The 19979-nt window shown below is 60.6% G+C and carries 17 protein-coding genes; 14 read left to right on the top strand and 3 right to left on the bottom strand.

What is annotated here, in order from left to right:
- The 9 genes from J2W17_RS27955 to J2W17_RS27915 all read left to right on the top strand — a co-directional run.
- On the top strand, positions 1 to 228 hold a 228-nt coding region (locus tag J2W17_RS27955), incomplete at its 5' end, for an acyl-CoA dehydrogenase family protein (protein WP_307337674.1).
- A 10-nt stretch (positions 229 to 238) separates the two neighbouring features.
- On the top strand, positions 239 to 1588 hold the full coding sequence (locus tag J2W17_RS27950) for an MmgE/PrpD family protein (protein WP_307342508.1): 1350 nt from the start codon (positions 239 to 241) through the stop codon (positions 1586 to 1588).
- Between the two features lie 72 nt (positions 1589 to 1660).
- Positions 1661 to 2860 carry a CaiB/BaiF CoA transferase family protein gene (locus J2W17_RS27945; protein WP_307342505.1) on the top strand — a complete coding sequence of 400 codons (1200 nt, stop codon included), beginning with the start codon at positions 1661 to 1663 and terminating at the stop codon, positions 2858 to 2860.
- A gap of 294 nt (positions 2861 to 3154) precedes the next feature.
- Positions 3155 to 3979: an HpcH/HpaI aldolase/citrate lyase family protein gene (locus J2W17_RS27940; RefSeq protein WP_307342501.1), complete on the top strand. Its 825-nt coding sequence runs from the start codon at positions 3155 to 3157 to the stop codon at positions 3977 to 3979.
- A gap of 284 nt (positions 3980 to 4263) precedes the next feature.
- Positions 4264 to 5262, top strand: coding sequence for a TRAP transporter substrate-binding protein (locus J2W17_RS27935; RefSeq protein ID WP_307342497.1), 999 nt, complete (start codon positions 4264 to 4266; stop codon positions 5260 to 5262).
- A gap of 101 nt (positions 5263 to 5363) precedes the next feature.
- Positions 5364 to 5996, top strand: coding sequence for a TRAP transporter small permease (locus tag J2W17_RS27930; protein WP_307342494.1), 633 nt, complete (start codon positions 5364 to 5366; stop codon positions 5994 to 5996).
- Positions 5996 to 7279, top strand: coding sequence for a C4-dicarboxylate TRAP transporter large permease protein DctM (gene dctM / locus J2W17_RS27925; protein WP_307342491.1), 1284 nt, complete (start codon positions 5996 to 5998; stop codon positions 7277 to 7279). The genes J2W17_RS27930 and dctM overlap by 1 nt, the downstream gene beginning before the upstream one ends.
- A 197-nt stretch (positions 7280 to 7476) precedes the next feature.
- Positions 7477 to 9732: a TonB-dependent siderophore receptor gene (locus J2W17_RS27920; RefSeq protein ID WP_307342488.1), complete on the top strand. Its 2256-nt coding sequence runs from the start codon at positions 7477 to 7479 to the stop codon at positions 9730 to 9732.
- Positions 9733 to 10274: 542 nt separating this feature from the next.
- Positions 10275 to 11447, top strand: coding sequence for a DUF1624 domain-containing protein (locus J2W17_RS27915; protein WP_307342485.1), 1173 nt, complete (start codon positions 10275 to 10277; stop codon positions 11445 to 11447).
- A gap of 49 nt (positions 11448 to 11496) precedes the next feature.
- Here the strand turns inward: J2W17_RS27915 and J2W17_RS27910 are convergent, their stop codons facing one another.
- Positions 11497 to 11709, bottom strand: coding sequence for a hypervirulence associated TUDOR domain-containing protein (locus tag J2W17_RS27910; protein ID WP_307342482.1), 213 nt, complete (start codon positions 11707 to 11709; stop codon positions 11497 to 11499).
- Between the two features lie 286 nt (positions 11710 to 11995).
- Here J2W17_RS27910 and J2W17_RS27905 point away from each other — a divergent pair, with 286 nt between their 5' ends.
- The gene (locus J2W17_RS27905; RefSeq protein ID WP_307342479.1) at positions 11996 to 12349 is read left to right on the top strand and encodes a cupin domain-containing protein; all 354 of its coding nucleotides are present in this window, start codon (positions 11996 to 11998) and stop codon (positions 12347 to 12349) included.
- A gap of 98 nt (positions 12350 to 12447) precedes the next feature.
- On the opposite strand, the gene J2W17_RS27900 is transcribed toward J2W17_RS27905, so the two are convergent.
- Together J2W17_RS27900 and J2W17_RS27895 are read right to left on the bottom strand one after the other, a co-directional pair.
- On the bottom strand, positions 12448 to 12846 hold the full coding sequence (locus J2W17_RS27900) for a YfeK family protein (RefSeq protein WP_307342476.1): 399 nt from the start codon (positions 12844 to 12846) through the stop codon (positions 12448 to 12450).
- A gap of 48 nt (positions 12847 to 12894) precedes the next feature.
- Positions 12895 to 14469: a phospholipase D family protein gene (locus tag J2W17_RS27895; protein WP_307342473.1), complete on the bottom strand. Its 1575-nt coding sequence runs from the start codon at positions 14467 to 14469 to the stop codon at positions 12895 to 12897.
- Positions 14470 to 14808: 339 nt separating this feature from the next.
- On the opposite strand from J2W17_RS27895, the gene J2W17_RS27890 reads away from it, so the two are divergent.
- The 4 genes from J2W17_RS27890 (at position 14809) to J2W17_RS27875 (ending at position 19966) form a co-directional block, all read left to right on the top strand.
- Positions 14809 to 15714, top strand: coding sequence for a hypothetical protein (locus tag J2W17_RS27890; RefSeq protein ID WP_307342471.1), 906 nt, complete (start codon positions 14809 to 14811; stop codon positions 15712 to 15714).
- A 126-nt stretch (positions 15715 to 15840) separates the two neighbouring features.
- The gene (locus J2W17_RS27885; RefSeq protein WP_307342468.1) at positions 15841 to 16356 is read left to right on the top strand and encodes a sigma-70 family RNA polymerase sigma factor; all 516 of its coding nucleotides are present in this window, start codon (positions 15841 to 15843) and stop codon (positions 16354 to 16356) included.
- Positions 16353 to 17303: a FecR family protein gene (locus tag J2W17_RS27880; RefSeq protein WP_307342465.1), complete on the top strand. Its 951-nt coding sequence runs from the start codon at positions 16353 to 16355 to the stop codon at positions 17301 to 17303. Before J2W17_RS27885 ends, J2W17_RS27880 begins: the two co-directional genes overlap by 4 nt.
- Positions 17304 to 17563: 260 nt before the next feature.
- Entirely contained in the window at positions 17564 to 19966 is a 2403-nt protein-coding gene (locus tag J2W17_RS27875; protein ID WP_307342462.1) for a TonB-dependent siderophore receptor, read from the top strand.
- The last annotated feature ends 13 nt before the right edge of the window (positions 19967 to 19979 follow it).

The raw sequence follows: 19979 nt of genomic DNA, 5'->3' as shown, positions 1-19979 counted from the left end.
AAGAACGCCGGGGCCAGCGCCAACATGGCCAAGTACCTGGCGGCCAAAGCCTCCTGGGAAGCGGCCAATGCCTGCCTGCAGACCCACGGCGGTTTCGGCTTCGCCTGCGAATACGACGTCGAGCGCAAGTTCCGCGAGACCCGGCTGTACCAGGTGGCGCCGATCTCGACCAACCTGATCCTGTCCTACGTCGCCGAGCACTTGCTCGAACTGCCACGCAGCTTCTGAGGGCCCGCCCATGAGCCATACCCACGCATTGGCCACGTTCCTGGCCGACCTGCAATACGAGCAGATTCCCGACGCCGTGCTGGCGCGCACCGAAGACCTGTTCCTGGACTGGATCGGCTCGGCGCTGGCCAGCCAGGGTGCGCGGCCGATTCCGCTGTTCGAGCGCTATGCCGAGCGCATGGGGCCGGCCAGCGGGTCCGCGAGGATCCTGGTCAGCGCGCGCAGTACATCGCCCTACTTCGCCGCCTTGGTCAACGGCGCGTCATCACACCTGGTCGAGCAGGACGATCTGCATAACAGTTCGGTGCTGCATCCAGCCACGGTGGTGTTTTCCGCAGTGCTGGCGGCGGCCCAGGACTTGAACAAATCGGGCAAGGATTTACTCCTGGCCTCGGTGGCGGGCTACGAAGCGGGCATTCGCATTGGCGAGTTCATGGGGCGTTCACACTATCGAATCTTCCACACCACCGCCACGGTCGGCACCCTGGCCGCCGCCGTGGGCGTGGGCAAGCTGCTGGGTTTCGACAAGGAACAGTTCATCAATCTACTGGGCAACGCAGGGACCCAGGCCGCCGGCTTATGGGAGTTTCTGCGCGATGCCGCTGACTCCAAACAGTTGCACACCGCCAAGGCTGCCGCCGACGGCTTGCTTGCCGCCTACATGACCGAGGACGGGCTGACCGGCGCGCGCAATATCCTCGAAGGCGAGCAAGGCATGGCGGCGGGCATGTCCACCGATGCCGAGCCTGCCAGGTTGTCGGATCGGCTGGGCACACGCTGGGCGCTGGCAGAAACCTCGTTCAAGTTCCACGCCTCGTGCCGGCACACGCACCCCGCCGCCGACGCCTTGCTGCACTTGATGCAGCGCGAGGGCCTGCGCCATGACCAGATCGCCAAGGTCGTCACCCGCGTGCACCAGGGCGCCATCGATGTGCTCGGCCGTGTGGTGAAACCGGCCACCGTGCATCAGGCCAAGTTTTCCATGGGCGCGGTGTTGGGATTGATCGCCGTGCATGGCAGCGCGCAACTGATCGAATTTCGCGACCTGGCCCTGACCGATGCCGACGTCGACGCCTTTCGCGAGAAAGTCAGCATGGAACTGGACCCCGAAGTCGATGCCGCGTACCCGGCGCGCTGGCTGGGCCGCGTGATCGTCACCACCACTGACGGGCGCACATTGACCGCTGCCATCGATGATCCAAAGGGCGATCCCGGCAACACCCTGTCGCGTCCCGAACTGGAGGCCAAGTTCCAGCGTTTGCTGGCGTTTTCCGGGGCGCGGACCCAAGAGCAAGGCAAGGCGATCATCGACAAGGTCTGGCATCTGCGAGATGCACAGCAATTGGCTGATCTGATTTAACCGTTGACGCATTTTCAGCCGGCAGCGTTGCTGCCTCAGAAAGTACACGGCCTGAGCGAATAGGTAACCCAAATGACTCAACTCACTCCCCGTCCGCTGGACGGCATCACCGTCATCAGCCTGGAGCACGCCATCGCGGCGCCCTTCTGCACCCGTCAGCTGGCCGACTTGGGCGCCCGCGTGGTGAAGGTCGAACGCCCCGGCACGGGTGACTTCGCCCGCGGCTACGATCAGCGGGTCGATGGCCTGGCCTCGCATTTCGTCTGGACCAACCGCTCCAAGGAAAGCCTGACCCTGGACCTGAAACAGGACGCGGCCGGCGGCATTCTCGAGTCGCTCCTGGCCAAGGCCGACGTGCTGGTGCAGAACCTGGCACCCGGCGCGGCGGCTCGCATGGGGCTATCCTTCGAGGCGCTGCAGGCGCGTTTTCCCCGGCTCATCGTTTGCGATATTTCCGGCTATGGCGAGGGCGGACCTTATGAAAAGAAAAAGGCCTACGACCTGCTGATCCAGAGCGAGGGCGGCTTTCTCTCGGTGACCGGTGGCCCGGGAGAGGATGAAATGGCCAAGGCCGGTTGCTCGATCGCCGACATCGCAGCGGGCATGTACGCCTACACCGGCATCCTCTCGGCGCTGATGCTGCGGGAGAAAACCGGGGTCGGCAGCCGCATCGACGTGACGATGCTCGAAAGCCTGGTGGAATGGATGGGCTACCCGATGTACTACGCCTACGACGGTGCGCCGCCACCGGCACGGGCCGGGGCCTCGCACGCGACCATCTACCCCTACGGGCCGTTCCCCACCGGCGGTGGCGGCACCGTCATGCTGGGCCTGCAGAACGAGCGCGAATGGGCCTTGTTCTGCGAGAAGGTCCTGCTGGACAAGTCGCTGGCGACGGACGAGCGGTTCTCTGCCAACTTCAAGCGCTCGGAGAACCGTGAAGCGCTGCGGCAAATCATCGTCGACGGTTTTGCCGCGCTGTCGGTCGACGAGGTGGTCGAGCGCCTGGAAGACGCGCAGATCGCCAACGCCCGAGTCAACGACATGCAGGGCGTCTGGGATCACCCGCAACTCAAGGCGCGCGATCGCTGGCGCGAAGTGGACAGCCCCAGCGGAAAATTGCCGTCGCTGCTGCCTCCTGGTCACAACACTGCGTTCACGCCGCGAATGGATGGCGTGCCGGGGTTGGGGCAGCACACCGGCGGCATTTTGAGCGAGCTGGGGTTGTCTGTTGAGGAGCAGGCACGGTTGGCTGCGGCTGGGGTGGTTTGAGGCAGTTTTTGCTGCTCGGTTTGTGCAGTCAATGACGACGCTTTCGCCGGCAAGCCGGCTCCTACAGGGTTTGCGCCGTCCGTGATGACGCTTTCGCCGGCAAGCCGGCTCCTACAGGGTTTGCGCGGTTCTGAAGCCTTAGGTAGGAGCAAGCTTGCTCGCGATGGACGACACCGCGAACACGCCCTGTCTGAACGAACCCGGTTGCCGGAAGTTTGGGTTGGGGCGCGCGATCCATTCGAGTTTGCCGGCCAGGAACATACGTTCAATTCAGGTAACGAGGAAATACTCATCATGTCCCGATCCATCGTCCGCTCAGCGTTGTTTGTGCCGGGAAGCCGACCCGAGCGTTTTGCCAAGGCCCTGGCCGCTGGCGCCGATGCGGTGATCGTCGATTTCGAGGACGCCGTGGAGGAGCCGCTCAAACGTCAGGCGCGCGAGCACCTGGCGGACTTTCTGCACAAGACGCCGCAAGCCTCGGTCTGGGTGCGGGTCAACGCGCCGGATCACCCCGAACACGCGGCGGACTTGACGTTCTGCGCGCAGCAGGCCGGCGTTGCGGGCGTGCTGCTGCCCAAGGTGGAAAGCGCGGCGCATGTGGCCGCCGTCTGGCAGACAGGTAAACCCGTCTGGCCGATCATCGAAAGCGCCAAAGGCCTGCTCGCGCTGGAAACGATTGCCCACGCCGAGGGCGTCGAGCGCCTGTCGTTCGGCAGCCTCGACCTCGCCCTCGACCTGAACCTCAACACCGGCAGCGCCGCTGCGCTGCTGTTTCTCGATCAGGCGCGCATGGCGGTGCAATTGCATTCGCGCGGTGCCGACCTGCTGCCGCCCCTGGATGGCGTCTACCCCGCCATCGGCGACCCCGCAGGCCTGAAGCGTGCCATCCGTCACGCCTACGACATGGGTTATGGCGGTGCGCTGTGCATTCATCCCAATCAGGTGGCGGTCATTCACGATGCCCTCGCTCCCAGCGCGGATGATTTGGCGTGGGCGCGCCGGGTGGTGGACGCCAGCGCGGCCGCAAACGGCGCCGGCGCCTTCCAGCTGGACGGTCAGATGGTCGATGCACCGGTGTTGCTTCGCGCCCAGCGACTGTTGGCGCTGGCGGCCAACTAAAGCGAACAGGTCTGGCCGGAACACTGCCGCCGCATAAAGAGTGCACTTCGCGTCCGGCCTGCTAGCGTTTAAACAACGCCACGCTGGCAGGCAGGACCGGAACTTGCGCCGATAGCACTTGCGTTCACCACCACCGAACGCGGGGTTATAGAAAAGCTGATTCTCGAAACGCCGTCGGTTGGGCCATCTTTAGACTGGAAACGCTTCGAGCTGCCTCGAAACGGGTGGCCAGACCAAAGCCCTCTGCGGCTGAATTCTCCTACAACAATAAAAAGGTGATATCGATGTTGAAGCTGACCAAGGCGCTGTTCTGCGCCGCTGCATTCTCCATGGCAGGCCTGGCCCAGGCAGCCGACCCCATTGTCATCAAGTTCGCCCATGTCGTGGCGGAGAACACGCCCAAAGGCCAGGGTGCCTTGATGTTCCAGAAGCTGGTCGCCGCCGACCCGCAGCTCAAAGACAAGGTGAAGGTCGAGGTGTTTCCCAACTCGTCGCTGTTCGGCGATGGCAAGGAGATGGAAGCCCTGCTGCTGGGCGACGTGCAGATGCTGGCGCCGTCGCTGGCGAAGTTCGAGCACTACACCAAGCAGGTACAGATCTTCGACCTGCCCTTCCTGTTCGACGACCTCGCCGCGGTCGACCGTTTCCAGCAGGGCCCACGGGGCAAGGCGTTGCTGACGTCGATGGACGACAAGGGCATTCATGGCCTGGCGTATTGGCACAACGGCCTCAAGCAGCTGTCGGCCAACAAGAAAGTCATCCTGCCCAAGGATGCCCGTGGCCTGAAATTCCGCGTGCAGGCGTCCAGCGTGCTTGAAGAGCAATTCAAGGCGATCAAGGCCAACCCGCGCAAAATGAGCTTTGCCGAGGTCTATCAAGGCCTGCAGACCGGCACCGTCAACGGCACCGAGAACACCTGGTCCAATTACGAAAGCCAGAAGGTCAACGAAGTACAGCCGTTCTTCACCGAAACCAACCATGGCCTGATCGACTACATGGTCATCACCAACTCCAAATTCTGGAACAGCCTGCCGGAAGATGTGCGCAGCGAGCTGCAAAAGATCATGGACCAGGTGACCGTCGAGGTGAACAAGCAAGCCGAGGCCCTGAACCAGACCGCCAAACAGAAGATCATCGACGCCAAAACCAGCGAGATCGACTCGCTGACGCCTGAGCAACGCCAGGTCTGGCGCGATGCAATGCATCCGGTCTGGGAAAAATTCTCCGACGAAATCGGCGCGGACCTGATCAAGGCAGCTGAAGAATCGAACAAGGCTTCGTGAGGGCGGGTCCCTCGTTCCTGCAAGTCGTGGCCGTCAGGCAATGATGTGTGCGTGACCACCCGGTTCGGGGTGGTCGCCCTCTCTACGTTCGGAGAATTCTTATGCAATCGCTCAGGCGAGTCTGGCGGCATTTCGAGGAAGGCATGATTGCCTTCCTCCTGGCTGCCATGACTCTGGTGACGTTCGTCTACGTGGCGCTGAACAACCTCTACACGATGTTCTACACGCTCAGCGATAAATGGGCGTTCAGTCGCGACATGTTCGCATGGACCGGCGATCACCTCATGGAGTATGCCCAGGAAATGACCTGGAGCATCGCCCTGACCAAGGCGCTGTTTGGCTGGCTGATATTTTTCGGCATCAGCTATGGCGTGCGCACGGCCGGCCACCTGGGCGTGGACGTACTGGTCAAGAAAACCAGCAAACGGATGCAGCGCCTGTTGGCGATGCTCGCCTGCGCCTGCTGCCTCGCGTACGCCGGGCTGTTCCTGGTGGCGAGTTTCCATTGGGTCGCCGCCGTGCTGGCCGCCGGGATCGGTGCCGAAGACCTCGATCGCTGGGGGATCAAGATCGGTCACATCGCGATCATCGTGCCGTTCGGCTTCGCGCTGGTCATCGTGCGCTATCTGGAAATCATGTACCGCCTGTATACCCATCGTCAGACCGGCCTGGGGCTGGCGGACGAAGCCGCGGAAGCAAGCAAACTGGCCCATCCAGGTGAGGAGCAACACTGATGACGGTTATCTGTTTGTTCCTGTTGCTCTTCGTGTTCATGTTCCTGGGCGTGCCCATCGCCATTTCGTTGGGCCTGTCGGGTGCGGTGTCGATCCTGCTGTTCAGCCAGGACTCCTTGAGTTCGCTGGCGATCAAACTGTTCGAGACGTCTGACAGCTACACCTTCCTGGCCATTCCGTTCTTCCTGTTGTCCGGCGCGTTCATGACGACGGGGGGCGTGGCACAGCGCCTGATCGATTTCGCCAACGCCTGCGTCGGCCATATCCGTGGCGGCCTGGCGATTGCGGCGGTGCTGGCGTGCATGCTGTTCGCGGCCTTGTCGGGTTCATCGCCGGCCACTGTCGCGGCCGTCGGCTCGATTGCGGTGGCCGGCATGGTGCGCTCCGGTTATCCCAAAGAGTTCGGCGCGGGGATCATCTGCAACGCCGGTACCCTGGGTATCCTGATTCCGCCGTCGATCGTGATGGTGGTGTATTCGGCAGCGACCGAGACGTCCGTGGGCAAGTTGTTCATGGCAGGCGTCATACCCGGCATCCTGCTGGGCGTGATCCTGATGGTGGTGATTTACATCGTCGCCCGGGTCAAGAAGCTGCCGGCGCAACCACGCGCGACATTCCGCGAGTGGCTGCACACCGCACAACGCGCGTTCTGGGGCCTGCTGTTACTGGTGATCATCCTCGGCGGGATCTACAGCGGCATGTTCACTCCGACCGAAGCGGCAGCGGTAGCCGCGGTGTACTCGGCGTTTATCGCGCTGTTCGTCTACAGGGACATGAAAATCAGCGAATGCCCGAAAGTCCTGCTGGAGTCGGGCCGGCTAACGATCATGTTGCTGTTCATCATCGCCAACGCGATGCTGTTCGCCCATGTGCTGACCACCGAGCAGATCCCCCAGCAAATCACCAACTGGGTGCTCTCCGAGGGCCTGACGCCGATCGGCTTCCTGATCATGGTGAACATCGTCCTGCTGGTCGCCGGCAGCTTCATGGAGCCTTCGGCAATCATCCTGATTCTCGCGCCGATCTTCTTCCCGATTGCGATGAAGCTGGGCATCGATCCGATCCACCTGGGCATCGTCATGGTGGTGAACATGGAGATCGGCCTGGTGCACCCACCCGTGGGTCTGAACCTGTTCGTCACCTCGGCGGTGACCGGGCTGACACTGGGGCAGACCATTCGCGCAGCCCTGCCGTGGCTGTCGATCCTGCTCCTGTTCCTGATCCTGGTAACTTACGTACCGATCATCTCCCTGGCGCTGCCCAATTGGCTGGGTATGCCGTAGGGCCCGCCTTCAGTCTGTGAGCGTGTTGCCTTGGCCTCCCTCGACGCAAATCGGCGGGGGCTTTTTTTTGTCCGGCGTCGAGCCGAGCAAGCATCTCAGGCGCCCTGCCTGCAATGACATTACAAGTACTATTTAACAATTCGTCACATTTGCGTATGATATTTATTCTCAACAACACAAACCAAATGTGAGTGCGCATGTACAGCTCAATCTCCCTGTGTTCACAAAACACCGTTCCGCCCCGCGCCCAGCTGGCTGTGCGCCCCCTGGCCCTGGCAGTGCACATGCTGGCAGCCGGTATCGCCTTCGCTGCGCCATGCGTGCAGGCGGCGGAACAAACCGAGCAAACAGAGACAGGGAGTTCTCTGACCTTGGCCCCGATCGCTGTCACGGAGACGGCCGTTCGCGAGCGCAGCGCGGTCACTGAAGACACCAACTCGTACACGACCGCGGCTGCACGCACCGCCACGCCGTTGAGCATGTCCCTGCGGGAGACGCCGCAATCGGTCAGCGTTATCACCCAACAGCGTATCCAGGACCAGGATCTGCATACGATCCTCGACGTGGTCAACAATGCCACCGGTGTCTCGGTCAACCGCTACGAAACCAGCCGGGCGCAGTTCAACGCCCGGGGCTTTGAGCTCAACTCGCTGATGATCGATGGCGTGCCCACCCTCTACGAACAGCCCTGGAGTTCGGGGGAGATTTTCAGCAGCCTGGCTATGTATGACCGCGTTGAAGTGGTCCGTGGCGCCAACGGTTTGATGACCGGCGCCGGCGACCCTTCCGCGTCCATCAATATGGTGCGCAAACGCGCCAGCAGTACCGACCTGAAGGGTTCGCTGGAACTGAGCGCCGGTTCGTGGGACACCTATGGCGTCGAGGCGGACGTGTCCAGCAAGCTGAACGAGGAAGGCACCATTCGCGGGCGCCTGGTCGCGGAGAGCAACGAGGGCGACACCTGGATCGACATGAACTCAAACAAGCGCCAGACCGTCTACGGCACCATGGATATCGACCTGACGCCCGACACCACGCTCTGGTTCGGCTTGAGCCGGCAGGAAAGCAACGCCGACTCGCCGATGTGGGGCGGCCTGCCTGTCTGGTACGCAGACGGCGGCCGCACCAACTGGAGCCGCTCGAAGTCGACCTCCGCCAAGTGGAGCAAGTGGGACACCACCTACGAGACCTACTTCGTCAATCTCGATCACACCTTTGCCAACGACTGGCAAGTCAACCTCAGCTACAACCGTGGCGAGCGCACCGGCGACTCTTCCCTGTTGTACCTGTCGGGCAATCCAGGCAGGGACGGCAGTTCCGGGATGTTTTCGTTCCCCGCGACCTACAAGACCGAGACCACCCAGGACGACTACGCCATCCGCTTCAATGGCCCGTTCCAGCTGTTGGGCCGTGAGCACGAATTGGCCTTCGGATATGTGGACAGTAAGCAGAAGTTCGACGCCGATTCACTCGACGCGCAAACAGGTTTTGAAGGCGTTGCCGATTTCGACGCCTACAGCGGTAATTTCGCCGAGCCGGTATGGGGCCCGCGGACCGACTACGGCTACAGCGAGACCCGGCAGAAAGGGCTATATGCCGCCACCCGCCTGAACGTGACCGACGATTTGAAAGTGATTCTTGGCGCCCGTGAAAGCTGGTACGAGAAGACCAGTGATGACGTGTTCTCAGAAGTGAGCAAGGTCGATGTCGATCACGAGCTGACCCCCTATGCAGGCATCGTCTACGACCTCACCGACAACCTTTCGGCCTATGCCAGCTACACGGAAATTTTTCTGCCGCAGTCGGTACGCGACAGCAGTGGCCAGACATTGGAACCCATCGTTGGCGAGAGCACGGAACTCGGCTTGAAGGGTGAATACTTCGACGGCCGCCTGAACGCCTCCGCTGCCATCTTCCAGATCAAACAGGATAACCTGGGCCAGAACACCGGCGCGCTGATCGACCCTTCGAACCCGGTCGGCGGCTTCGCCTACGAGGCCAGTGAAGGCGCAACCAGCAAGGGCTTCGAACTGGAAGTGTCCGGCGAGCTCGCGACCAACTGGAACGCCTCGGTGGGCTACACCCAGTTCACGGCTGAAGACGCCAACGGCGACGACGTCAACACGCTGTATCCGACCAAGCTGCTGCGCACCTTTACCACCTACCGCCTGCCCGGTGCTTTCAACAAGCTGACCATCGGCGGCGGCGTCAACTGGCAGGACTCGATCTACACCTATGCGACCAACCCGGCAGGCAACTCCGAGAAGATCCAGCAGGACGCCTACGCCCTGGTCAACCTGATGGCCCGCTACGAATTCACCGAAAACTTCTCGGCCCAGGTGAATGCCGACAACGTCACCGATCAGAAGTACTTCGACATCTTCGACGCCTACGGCGCCTTGACCTACGGTGCACCGCGCAGCATTACGGCATCGGCGAAGTATCGCTTCTAAGGCACACGGCCGGCTGGCGCTGCGCTACCCGAGATCAATAGGACGAAGAAAAAACCCAACACCGGCCTGGCGCCGGTGTTGTGCCAACCCCCTGTAGGAGCCCGGCTTGCCGGCGCAGGCGTCATCACGGCCGCCGCAAGACTCAAGGCCGCCTTCGCTGGCAAGCCAGCTCCTACAGGATCTGCAGCGAACACCAAATCGCCGACTACACCGATCCCCTGTAGGAGCCCGGCTTGCCGGCGAAGGCGACATCACGGCCGCCGCAAGCCTCAAGGCCGCCTTCGCTGGCAAGCCAGCTCCTACAGGATCTGCAGCGAACACCAAATCGCCGACTACACCGATCCCCTGTAGGAGCCCGGCTTGCCGGCGCAGGCGTCATCACGGCCGCCGCAAGACTCAAGGCCGCCATCTGCTTTTGCAGCACTACGACACCTGGAATCCGCGCGGACAGGACAGAATTGAATGATATGTTATAGAATAACAATTCATTGACTGTCGGTTATCTACCGACAGCGCTATTCACCCCCTGCCTGCGACTTGCGATGACCCACTTTACTCAAATCCCCCCCACCACAAGCGTCAGCCAACGCCTGATGTCCATCGATGCCCTCCGGGGATTGGTGATCATCTTCATGCTGCTCGATCACGTGCGCGAAACCTTCTTCCTGCACCGTCAAGTCGCCGACCCGATGGCCATCGACACCACTGACCCGACCCTGTTCTTCAGCCGGACCCTCGCCCATCTATGTGCACCGGTCTTCGTACTGCTCACCGGCCTGTCCGCCTACCTGTACGGCGAAAAACACCAGGGCAGGCACGATGTCTCGCTGTTCCTGTTCAAGCGCGGCCTGTTCCTGGTGCTGCTGGAATTCACCCTGGTGAATTTCGCCTGGACATTCCAGCTCCCGCCCACTGTGATCTACCTGCAGGTAATCTGGGCGATTGGCGTCAGCATGATTGCCCTCGCGGCACTGGTCTGGCTGCCTCGACCAATCCTCTGTGTCCTGGGCCTGGTCATCGTCGCCGGGCACAACCTGCTCGATCCCCTGCACTTCCCGGTCGGCTCGGCGATGCATGTGCCTTGGGCGATTTTGCATGATCGCGGCTGGATCGATTTCTCTGACAGCCTGCGCCTGCGCAGCTCATACCCTGTTCTGCCGTGGATCGGCGTGATCGCCCTGGGGTACGGCATGGGCTCCTGGTTCTCTCGCACAGCCTCCACCACCCTGCGTCAGCGCTATCTGTTGCTGGCAGGCGCCGGCGCATTGATCGGCTTCGTTGCACTGCGCCTGGTCAACGGTTATGGCGACGCGCATTGGGTGGCCTATGAAGGCACCGCACAAACCGTCATGAGTTTCTTCAACATCACCAAATACCCCCCTTCCCTGCTCTTCCTGTCCCTGACGCTCGGAGTGGGTTTGCTACTGCTTCTTGGCTTTGAGCGGGCCCGGCAACGCAAGTGGATCAGCACCTTGGCCATATTTGGCGCGGCGCCGATGTTCTTCTACCTGCTCCACCTTTACGCACTGAAAGTGATCTACCTGATCAGCCTGGCCGTGTTCGGCGCGAACCAAGGCAACTACTTCGGTTTCGACAGCATCTGGGCGGTGTGGCTGACGGCGGTGCTGCTCGCTGCAACGCTGTATCTGCCGGTGCGCTGGTTCGCCGCATTGAAGGCGCGCCGTCGCGATATCGGTTGGCTCAAGTACTTTTGAACGGGATGACGGTTGCTCCCCCTATCGAGGCGCGCAAAACACCACCCGGCTATCGCACATGTCGTAATGCGCTGGCGTGATGCATGGCCAAGCGGCCGGTTTTTTCGCTTCTCACCTCATACTGTGGATGGTCTTGCGAGGCCGGACGGTGCTTGCCCATGAACTCGACATCATGGGTGTGCACCTTAACGACCTTGCCACGTATTTCGCCGGATTCCGAGTTCCAGCAAACCCGATCACCCACCTTGAATGAAGCTGTCATGGGATGCTCCAGTAAACCGATTCACTTGCCCGATTTTGTTTTCACTCGTAAAACCCTTCAAAGTATAAGCCCTCTACCTGTGACAAAAACATATTGTAAAAAACTTGTGTGAATACTCCTCGCCCATTGATCCGGGTAGCGGGTGAGGCCTATCTCCTGCATCGAATGTGATTGACGCTCGAAAGGAACCGCTATTACAGTGGCTCGATCACTCCTTCATGAATGAATGTCGGGAATAATCTTCAAACTGAGCCACACTCCATCGCCTTAAAAATGAGGAAAACGCATGACCGCCGATCTTTTTGTTTTTCGCGACCAGAAAGTTGAACCCCTACACAACGCCCCGTTTTTTGAAGAAGTACTCGAAGGCAACCCGTCCACAATCACTTCCAAGCTATACCATGACGAAGAGCGTGGTTTGATTTCTGGAGTCTGGCAAGCCACCCCCGGCAAATGGCGCATCAACTACAAAGTGTGGGAGTTCTGTCACGTATTATCCGGGCGGTGCGTCATTGAAATCGAAGGTAAAGAGCCAGTGGAACTTGGCGCCGGCGATGCATTTATTGTCGAGCCAGGTGCACGTGGGACATGGACAGTACTGGAGAAGATGGAAAAACATTTTGTAATTTACACCCAGTAACAACTCTGGATGACGGGGGCCTTTTTTTCACAGCGAACTTCACGTTATGTATGTAAAAAAGCCAACGTCATCCTGACGGATAGTACACTTGAACAACATCAATGAAGTTGCCGTTGCCTCTGCAGTTCCCTCTTCAACCAGATGCCTGCCGGTTCTACGCCTCCTGGACATCGCACCTCATACGGGCGGCTACTCATACTGCTTTTAGTGGCAGCAAGATCGATGAAGTCTTCTGCGCTGTTCACCAAGTTCTTGCCTTCCAGATAATTCAGCTTCTTCTCCAGATGCGCCCGAGCGCGGGGACCTGGGTATTCGCTCCCGTTGCGCACAAACCGACACTCACTGTGTTCGACAAAGTCCAGCAAGCCGTTTATCTCTTGAGTGGCTTGAGGTGTGGCCAGCACCTTCCCATCAGTGACGATTGCGATAAGGCTGATACCCGCCGCCATCGTCAATTGGCTGATAAGTCGCACTATGCATCCCTTCCACATCCGCATGATTCATCCTCGTCCTGATAGTGAGATGATGCGGCCCCGTTTTTGTAGCTATAACATCCTCTCCAGCCCGATCGTGCTGCTAAGCCATGAATTGAAACGTCGCCACCAACTCCCCGGTTCCTTGGTCAACGTATGCTGTTTGCCAGCATCCTCGGTGACCCAGACCAGCCGATTCTTTTCCAGCAGGGCATGGTAACTGAGCGTGGGTGCCATACCCTCCAGGGCCAGTTCGCGTACCCGTCCGGCGAGCTCTGGATTATCCACCAACACCCCGACTTCGGTGTTCCACAGTAATGAACGCGAGTCGAAATTGAACGAGCCGATAAACACTTTCTGCCGGTCGAAAATCATCGCCTTGCTATGCAGGCTGGAGTCGGAACTATTGGAGGACCCGCTGTGAAACAGACGCGGTCCGCTGTCGCTGTCGCCATTGTCGCCGGACTGGCGGCGTAACTCGAACAACTGCACACCATGCTCCAGCAAGGTGTGGCGATAAGGGGCGTAGGCACCGTGCGCAGCGGGCACATCGGTGGCTTCCAGTGAGTTGGTCAGCAAGCTGATCGACACGCCGGCGTCGGCACGACCGGTCAAGTACACCACCCCCGGCTGGCCGGGCACCATGTAGGCCGAAACCATGATCAGCTCCGTGGTGACCCCGTCAAGCTCGGGGGCCAACTGGGTGGTCAACAGCAAGTGCGGGGCGGGTTCGCCCTTCGACAAGACCTTGCTCGGTGCATCCCACATCGCCTTGTTCCAGGCCCAGATCAGCTCCCGGCGCCAGACATGCAGCCGTGGGTGAGTGGTGTAGGTCATCAATTGCTGGTAGAGCGCATGATTCTGTTTGCGCGTTTCCTCCAGGGATTCGTCCAGCCGGGTGCGGGTATTTTTCAAGTCCCTGGTAGTCGGCGTGGTCGAGAGAAACTGCTCGATCGGCTTGCTCAGCGCACTGTTCCAGTACTGGTCAAAACTATGCCCCAACTGCTCTGCAACCGGGCCGACACTGAGCATGTCGATGTCGGTGAAATTCTTGTTGGGCTCGGCATCGAAATACTCGTCCCCCAAATTGCGCCCGCCTACGATTGCCACGCAATTGTCCGCCACCCACAATTTGTTGTGCATGCGCCTGTGTTGCTGCGACAGGTTGAACAGCCGGCCCATCGTTCGCGTCACCACAGTGCTGCGGCCCAAGTGCAGCGGATTGAACACACGGATCTGCATCTGCGGGTGCGCCGCCAGCGTCGCGATAATTCGGTCCAGGTCATCGCTGGTGGTGTCATCGAGCAGAATCCGCACGCGGACTCCGCGGTCGGCGGCGTCGAGCAGCTCGCCCACCAGTATCCGCGTACTGATGCCGTCGTGGACGATGTAGTACTGCAAGTCGAGGCTGATTTGCGCGTTGCGAATCAGCTCGGCACGGGCGGAGAAAGCCTCGGCACTGTCGGATAGCAAACGAAACCCCGATTGGCCTTGATGGGGGGCTACCTGGGCCTGGATAGAACGACCGAACGCCGAATCGCTCGCCGGCAAGGCCTGACTGGGTTCGTGAGGGACATGGGGAGTCGTACAGCCTTCAAACAGCAAGGTGAGCAACACAAGAGCAAGCAAGGGCTGTTTGATTCTCACGGAGCGTACTCCGGTGGTGCCGATCAGGGATGCCGGATCCCGAAGAATAGCCAGTTGGTTCTCACCAGCATTCTGGTCGTATCGTCCTTGCGCACTGCTTCTTCGTTCTGCGGGGTTGTTTCTGGAGCGTAGTTCATCCGCTGGCAAAATTGCGGTGATTTGCCCGAGTCGGAAAAGATATTTCTGACAGCCATCGGTAAAGAAAAATCAACGGCTGGAAGGTCGCCTGTTGCTCATGTCCGCCGGGCCTGATCCGCGTTTTTTCGCCTCACCTGCCACTTTCGTTACAAACTGCGTGGATCTAAAGTCAGGGGGCGCACCTTCAGGGGACTTCCAGTCATGTACAGCTCGCTTGCCATACCGACCACCGCTCGACAATTGCACGACCGGATCTATGCTGGCGAGATCATTCGCTTCACTGACCTGCAGCCCATGACGGCGCTGGTGGAATATACGCGTGCGTTCCTCGAAGACGCCCTGCATCCCTGGTCGCCGCAACAGATCCACCGCCATTTGAGCCACCCTGAGCAGACTGAGCGCTTTGCGAAAATCCAGAACGACTTCGCAGGCTCGGCTGAGGCCCAGCAGCGCTGGCAGGACGTCGTGCAAAGCCTTGGCATCGCCCCCGATGCCCTGGCGTGCGATCGCCTGCATTTGCGTTTTCAGCCGCATCGTGAGCCAGGGCAGTCGACGCAGCGTGCCCGTACGACGGCCACCATCGCCTTTCACCGCGATACCTGGGGGTCGAATATCTATGCACAAACCAACTGGTGGGCGCCCATCTATCCCATCGCGGCAGGGCGTACCTTCGCCTTGTATCCAGGCCTCTGGCAGCGACCGCTGGGTAATTCGAGCGCAGATTTCGATATGCGCGCCATTTTGCAGCGATCCCATCGAGACGGCCGCAATGCCGTGGATGCTGACGAAGCCATTCCGCATCTGCTGGAAGCGATCGACCCTCAGGAGGGGATCGCCGTCGATATCGCTCCGGGGAGCCTGATCGCCTTTTCCGGGGCTCATGCCCATGCCGGCGTCGGTAATAGCACCGGGCTGACACGCATCTCTTTCGAGACCCGATCAATACTGATCGCCGACCTGTTGGCCGGATTCGGAGCGCCCAATGTCGATGGTCACGCGCCGTGGAAGACTATTGGGCTGTTTCGCCGAATGAACGATGCGCAACGCCTGAACGAGATCCTTGGCTGCGGCTTTATCGAGCCCTATTTGCGGCCAGCAGAGCCCTGACGCTGGCGCCGGTAGTCGTAAGCATCCATCCATAATACCGAGCAAGACTAAACGAGCACTTTGCCATTGCGAACCCTCCCGCCAGCCAACTAGAATGCGACACATTACCAAACGCCATATATTCTCATGAAGTCCTCCCCCGCCGCCGAGTCATCGACGCTTGAAGCCTTGTACCGCGGCTATCATGGCTGGCTGCTCGGGTGGTTGCGCCGCCGGGTGCATTGTTCACACCATGCCGCCGACGTCGCGCAAGACACCTTCATGCGCCTGCTGGCGGCCGGCCCTTATGTGGCCCCCCGTGAACCGCAGGCCTATCTGGCTACCGTTGCCCGTCGCCTGTTGATGGACAGCGGTCGTCGCCAGCGCCTGGAACAGGCCTACCGCGAAGAGCTGGAGCGCTGCGCTTCCTACCTCGACCAGGCACCGTCGCCGGAGCAGATCCTCCAGGCCATACAAATACTCGAAGCCATTGATCGGGCCTTGGCGCGGATGAAATCGCGTGTGCGCGAAACCTTCATCCTGCGTCATCTGGATGGCCTGGGGCAGGCGCAAATCGCCGAGCGTCTGGGCGTGACGGTGCGCACGGTGCAACATGATCTGGTCGAAGCGCTGCTGGCCTGCGACGCGTGCGCACAGGCATGAAGTCCATCCTCCCGCACTCGGTGTTGCGTCAGGCTGCTGAATGGATGGTGCGTCTCGACCACCCGACCGACACCGACACCGAACAGGACTTCCGTGCCTGGCTGGCGGCAGACCCGCAACACCATGAGGCGATCACGAGGTTGCAGGGGCACATCGCCCCGCTTCAGGAGCAACACGGACGCACGGCCCTGCGTCGCGCGCGACAACCGCGACGCCGCGTGACAGCGGTCAAGTGCCTTGCGCTGCTTGCGGTGCTGGGCCTGGCGGGTGTGCCCGGCTATCAGTACTGGCAGCGCGGTTACCTGCTGGCCGACCACAGCACCGACAGCCGCCAATGGCGTCATGAATACCTCGCCGATGGCAGCGAGCTGGAACTGGAAAGCAGCTCCGCCGTCGACCTCAAGTTCGACGCCACGCAACGCCGCGTGAAATTGCTGCAAGGCGAGATCCTGATCGACGTGGCCAAGGACGCCAATCGTCCGTTCTACGTCGACACCCCCCAGGGCAGCATTCGCGCCCTGGGTACGCGGTTCATCGTCGAACGCAACGGCGAGGCCACCGTGGTCAGCATGCTGGAATCCTCGACCCGCATCGACAGCACCGGCCAGACACTCACGCTCAATCCCGGGCAGCGCGTGCGTTTCGATGCCAAGGGCGTTGGCACCGTGAGCAAGGTCGATCCCGCCGCCCTGCAAACTGCCTGGAACGCGCATCAGATGCTGGCCCATGACGAACCCCTGGCCGATGTGCTTGAGCGTATCGCCCGGCATCGACCGGGGCTGCTGATGTTCGATCGCAGCGCCCTGCAAGCCTTGCGCGTGACGGTGATGCTGCCTGCCGACGACAGCGACCGCGCGCTGCGTCTGCTGGCCCGCACCCTGCCAATCGAGGTGCAGACCTACAGCCCCTGGATCACCCGCGTCTCGTTAAAGCACCAGACCCGTTAATTTTATTCGACCTTCCAGGTCAATTCATTTCCCCGTGGGCACGGTCCCCTGTAGGAGCCAGCTTGCTGGCGATGGACTCCAGTGCGCCGCGTTCAACCAGACCGCACGCGTCATCGTCAACGATCATCGCCGGCAAGCCGGGTATTGCGTTATCAGTGTTTTCTACAACTGCATGAAGCACCCATTTTCACCAGCCATTTCATGTTTCCAAATCTGGTGCGTCCTTCCCTTGGCCAACACTTATAAGGAGCACCCGCAAGATGGCTTCAACCTCGTTCACCCGCAACGGTTTACTGCTTGCCAGCCATCTGCTGCTGGGCAGTCTGCCGCTCGCCCTGCCGACGCTGGCGTATGCGCAACAGCAAGCCCAGGCCTTCGACATTGCCCCCGGCCCGCTCGGCGAAGTGCTTGGCCGCTTCGCCCAGGCCGCCGGCGCACCGATCTCTTTCCAGTCGCACCAGGTGGCAGGCCTGAGCAGTGCCGGCGTGCGCGGCACCTACAACACCGATGAAGGCTTCGCCCAAGTGCTGCGCGATACCGGACTGCAAGCCAGCGCCAGCGTCGACGGCTACCAGTTGCTGAGTCGGCTTGATGCGCCGGGATCGATGTCGTTGGGAGCGACAGAAATCACCGCCAACCAGCTGGGCACCATCACCGAAGGCTCGGGCTCCTACACGCCGGGCACCATCGCAACGGCGACGAAAATGGTGCTCACGCCACGCGAAACACCACAGTCGATTTCCGTGGTGACCCGCCAGGCCATGGATGACTTCAACCTGGACTCCATCGACGACGTCATGCGCCACACCCCGGGCATCACCGTATCGACCTTCGATACCGAGCGAACCAACTATTACGCACGCGGCTTCGCCATCCAGAACTTCCAATACGACGGTGTTCCGACCACACGCAACGACGGCTACGCGGCAGGACAAACCCTGAGCGACATGGCGATCTATGATCGCGTCGAAGTCTTGAAAGGCACCACAGGCCTGATGACCGGTGCCGGCGGACCCGGCGGCACCATCAACCTGGTGCGCAAGAAACCGACGTCCGACTTCCAGGGCCACGTCGATCTGGGTGCGGGTTCCTGGGACAACTACCGTTCCGAGCTCGACCTCAGCGGGCCGCTCACCGAGAGCGGCAATGTCCGCGGGCGCGCCGTCGCGGTGTATCAGGACAAACATTCGTTCATGGACCATTACCAACGCACCACCAATGTCTACTACGGCATTCTCGAGCTCGACCTCTCGCCTGACACCCTCCTGACCCTGGGCGCCGACTACCAGAACAATGACCCCAAGGGTTCCAGCTGGTCCGGCAGCCGCTCACTGTTCGATACGCAGGGAAATGACATCAGCTTCCCCCGCGCCTACAACAATGGCCCGAAATGGAGCGGCTGGCAGCAATACACCCGAACTGTGTTCTCGACCCTGGAACACAGCTTCGAAAATGGCTGGATCGCCAAAGCCAACCTCAGCAACCAGCTCAACGGCTACCACGCCCCGCTCGGCTACGCGTCCCCGAGCAGCACCTCGACCGCCTCCGTCTATGCCGCCAAATACACCGGCAGGACCCTCAGCAATAACGCCGACTTCTACCTCTCCGGGCCTTTTAGCCTGATGGGCCGCGAACACCAACTGGTGGTGGGCGCATCGACCTCCCGCTCGCACTGGAAAGGCAAGGACTACTACAACGCAACCCATGGCAACAACACCTTCGATCTCTATTCATGGGACGGCGACAGCGACGAGCCCGACTGGGGTAACGTCAGCGCCAGGAAAGATGACGTGACACGCCAGACCGCCGGCTACTTTTCGACGCGCCTGAGCCTCACCGATGACCTGTCCCTGCTGCTGGGTTCTCGCCTCACGGACTACCGCCTGACCGGTAGCAACGACTCCAGGGAAACCGGGAAACTCATCCCTTACGCCGGCCTGGTGTACGACCTCGACGAACACTTCTCGGCCTACGCCAGCTACACCGAAATTTTCATGCCGCAGATGCTGCGCCCCGACCGAAACAACAAAATGGTCGAGCCCGACGAAGGCAAAAACTACGAAGTAGGCATCAAGGGCGAGTTCTTCGACGGACGCCTGAACACCAGCCTCGCTTACTTCGAAATCCATGAAGAAAACCGGGCTGAAGAAGACATCGACTACAACAACAACCTCCCGCCCAACGCGCTCGTGGATTGGGCCTACGTCGGCATCAAGGCAAAAACCAAAGGCTACGAAGCGGAGGTCTCCGGCGAACTGGCACCGGGTTGGCAAGTTCAAGCGGGCTACACCCACAAGGTCATCCTTGATGACAGCGGCAAAAAGTTTTCCACCTGGGAGCCTGAAGACCAACTGAACTTCTACACCAGCTACAAACTCACCGGCAGCCTCGACCGCCTCACACTCGGCGGCGGCGCGCGCTGGCAAGGCAAAGGCTGGCAAGACGTGTACAACAGCGGCAAAGGTGTCACTCAAGAGTTCTCCCAGGACCCGTACTGGCTGGTCGACCTGATGGCGCGCTATCAGTTGAGCAAGAATCTGTCCGCCTCGGTGAATGTGAACAATCTGTTCGACAAGGAGTACTTCACCAATATCGGGTTCTACAGATCGTCGTACTACGGAGATCCGCGGAATGTGATGGTGTCGACTCGCTGGGATTTTTGACGGCGCGAGCCAG

This window comes from Pseudomonas lini (genome assembly GCF_030812475.1).
GTDB lineage: Bacteria > Pseudomonadota > Gammaproteobacteria > Pseudomonadales > Pseudomonadaceae > Aquipseudomonas > Aquipseudomonas lini_A.
This window is presented reverse-complemented; position numbering and strand designations above follow the sequence as displayed.